Source organism: Pseudoduganella sp. RAF53_2 (genome assembly GCF_052113985.1).
In the GTDB taxonomy this organism is placed as follows: domain Bacteria; phylum Pseudomonadota; class Gammaproteobacteria; order Burkholderiales; family Burkholderiaceae_D; genus Rugamonas.
Map to the genome: position 1 here is coordinate 1 of NZ_JBFRDW010000645.1, position 3,412 is coordinate 3,412.

Here is a 3,412-nt window from a genome sequence, read left to right on the forward strand (position 1 = left end):
TTGCTGTACCTGGACTTTCGCCACTTCCAGATACCAGTCGCAGTATTCGTCCCACACGAACTTGTAGATGGTGGAGGCGATATTGTCGAAGCGGTAGTCCGCGAAACCTTTTGCCACTTCCAGTTCGGCTTTTTGCAGCAGGGAGATAATCCACTTGTCGGCCATCGACAGGTCTGCGTCGTTCGCGGTGCAGTCCTTGCCTTCGGTGTTCATCATCACGAAGCGGGTCGCAYTCCACAGCTTGTTGCAGAAGTTGCGGTAGCCTTCAGCGCGGCCCAGGTCGAAGTTGATGTTGCGGCCCAGGGATGCGTAGGAAGCCATGGTGAAGCGCACGGCATCGGTGCCGTAGGCTGGAATACCTTCCGGGAACTCCTTGCGGGTGGCTTTCTCGATCTTCGCCGCATCCTTTGGATTCATCAGGCCCGTGGTGCGCTTTGCAACCAGTGCGTCCACGCCGATGCCGTCGATCAGGTCGATCGGGTCCAGGGTATTGCCTTTGGACTTGGACATCTTCTGGCCCTGCGAATCGCGCACCAGGCCGTGCACGTACACGGTCTCGAACGGCACCTTGCCGGTGAAGTGTGCGGTCATCATGACCATACGCGCCACCCAGAAGAAGATGATGTCGAAGCCGGTCACCAGCACGGACGATGGCAGGAAGGCCTTCAGCTCAGGCGTTTCTTGCGGCCAGCCGAGGGTGGAGAAGGGCACCAGCGCGGACGAGAACCAGGTATCCAGCACGTCGTGGTCGCGGGCCAGTGCGCCGCTGCCGCCCTTGGCCTTCTGCTGTGCCAGCGCTTCTTCTTCGTTGCGCGCGACGTAGATSTTGCCCTGCTCGTCATACCAGGCAGGGATCTGATGGCCCCACCACAGCTGGCGCGAGATGCACCAGTCCTGGATGTTGTTCAGCCACTGGTTGTAGGTGGTGGTCCAGTTCTCAGGCACGAACTTGATCTCGCCCGAGGACACTTTTTCCAGCGCTACTTCAGCGATCGATTTGCCCGGATTGAAGGTGCCTTCCGGCGCCGGCTTGCTCATGGCGACGAACCACTGGTCGGTCAGCATCGGCTCGATCACGACGCCGGTACGGTCGCCGCGCGGCACCATCAGCTTGTGCGGCTTGATCGATTCCATCAGGCCTTGCGCTTCCAGGTCGGCCACGATCTGCTTACGCGCAGCGAAGCGGTCCATGCCGCGGTAGGCTTCCGGCGCGTTCTCGTTGATCTTCGCATCCAGGGTCAGGATGGAAGGCATGTCCAGCTTGTGGCGCTGGCCCACGGCGTAGTCGTTGAAGTCGTGCGCCGGCGTAATCTTCACGCAGCCGGTGCCGAAGGCTTTGTCGACGTAGGAGTCGGCGATGATCGGGATTTCGCGGCCGACCAGCGGCAGTTTCAGCATCTTGCCCACCAGCGCGGTGTAGCGCTCGTCGGTCGGGTCCACGGCCACGGCGACGTCGCCCAGCATGGTTTCCGGACGGGTAGTCGCCACGGTGATCGAACCGCTGCCATCGGCCAGCGGATACTTGATGTGCCACATCGAGCCATCTTCTTCTTCCGACACCACTTCCAGGTCGGAGACGGCGGTGCCCAGCACCGGGTCCCAGTTCACCAGGCGCTTGCCGCGGTAGATCAGGCCCTGCTCGTGCAGGCGCACGAAGACTTCGGTCACGACTTTGGAACGCTCTTCGTCCATCGTGAAATACTCGCGAGCCCAGTCAGGAGAGGTGCCCATGCGGCGCATCTGGCCGGTGATGGTCGAGCCGGACTTTTCCTTCCACTCCCACACCTTCTCGATGAACTTCTCGCGGCCAAGGTCATGGCGCGATACCTTTTGCGCGTCCAGCTGGCGCTCCACCACGATCTGGGTGGCGATACCGGCGTGGTCGGTGCCCGGAATCCAGGCGGTGTTGTGACCCAGCATGCGGTGGTAGCGGGTCAGACCGTCCATGATGGTCTGGTTGAACGCGTGGCCCATGTGCAGCGTGCCGGTCACGTTCGGCGGCGGCAGCTGAATGCTGAAGGACGGCTTGGACAGGTCGAGGGAAGCTGCGTAGTAACCGCGCTTCTCCCACTCGCTGCGCCAGAACTGTTCAATGTCGACAGGCTCGAAAGACTTGGCTAATTCCATGATGTGGCTGAAAAAATGGGCAAAACAGCCATTATACGGGAAGAAGCCCCGCCTTCCGCTTTGGGGTCAGGCACGAATTGATACATGAGCCCGTGTCTCAAAAAGCGCCTGACCCCAAATGGTCACGGTGTGAGGGCGAAGTTGACGTTGGCCTGGTCGGTGGTGCTGACGTTCACTGCGGCCACCGATTTGGTGGTGTAGCCAGTTGCCGATGCGTCAACACGGTACTGGCCTGCTGGTGGGACGATGGCCGCGGTGGCGAATACCAGTGGCAGGGTGGCGCTATACGTCACGTAGCGCGGCGCAGCGACCGGCAGGCCTGTCAGGGTGTAGGCGCCACCACCGATTGGGGTGAGCGTGTACTTCAGGGTGACGGTGGGGCCGCCGGTAATCGCCTGCAGGGCTGCGACCTGCGCCGGCTCCGTGCTGCTGACCGGGTTCTGGGTCACGCTGCCGCTGATGTTGTGGTCCAGCGAGACAACGGGCGCGATGGGCGCTGCTGTGGTGCTGATCTGCGTCATGGCGCTGGCGGTGACGGGCACGGCGCCCACCACGTTGGCGGCATATCCGTCAGCTATGATGACGACGTCGTAATTACCGGCTGGCAGGCGCGTCAGGTCGAATTCGCCGGTGGTGGGGTTTGGCGTGGTGGATGCCACTATCGCGCCATTCTGTTGCGCGGAGACGGCCACATGGCTTGCCAGCGCCGCCGTGGCGACGAAGCCGCTGATGCCGTTCAAAGCGGTGGGCACGACTTTCACCACCGGCTTCAGGCTGTAGTTGCCGCTATTGCCTTTGCTGACGATGGATTTGCAGGCGTCGAAGTCCRGCACCAGGTCAACGCGCTGGCCCGCAGCCACGTCGAATTCGTTGACCAGCTTGATGCCGCTTTGAAGGGCGCTTGGTGTATCGAGCGCGATCTCATTGGCGCTGCCGGTTTTGATGACGGTATTGCTGTTGGCGCCGCCGTCCAGCACCAGGCGCAGCTGGCTGTAGTGGCCCGCGCCCAGCGACGCAGTGCCCAGGGCTTCCAGCGCGCCGTTGTTCAGGTTGAGCAGATTGATTTTCTTCGCTGGCGACAAGGTGATGTCGGTCCAGCCGCTGTCGGTATCGCTGGCGCTCGAACTTTGATTGATCCGGACTTYGGAAACGGTGACGTTCACCGCATCGAAGCCACAGGCCGGAGCGTCGGTCAGGGAGACGGAGACGGAGCCTAACTGCATTGGTGGCTGCGTCGAGCTGCCACCTCCACCTCCGCCGCCGCAAGCGGTCAGCAAACTAGCAG

At 61.9% G+C, this 3,412-nt stretch carries 2 protein-coding genes; both read right to left on the reverse strand.

The features are described 5' to 3' along the window. The coding region (locus AB4Z11_RS27040; protein WP_442028932.1) for a valine--tRNA ligase at window positions 1-2,127 on the reverse strand (2,127 nt) is incomplete at its 3' end. A 122-nt stretch (window positions 2,128-2,249) separates the two neighbouring features. Beyond that, window positions 2,250-3,404, reverse strand: coding sequence for a DUF4382 domain-containing protein (locus AB4Z11_RS27045; RefSeq protein WP_442028933.1), 1,155 nt, complete (start codon window positions 3,402-3,404; stop codon window positions 2,250-2,252). Window positions 3,405-3,412: the final 8 nt, after the last annotated feature.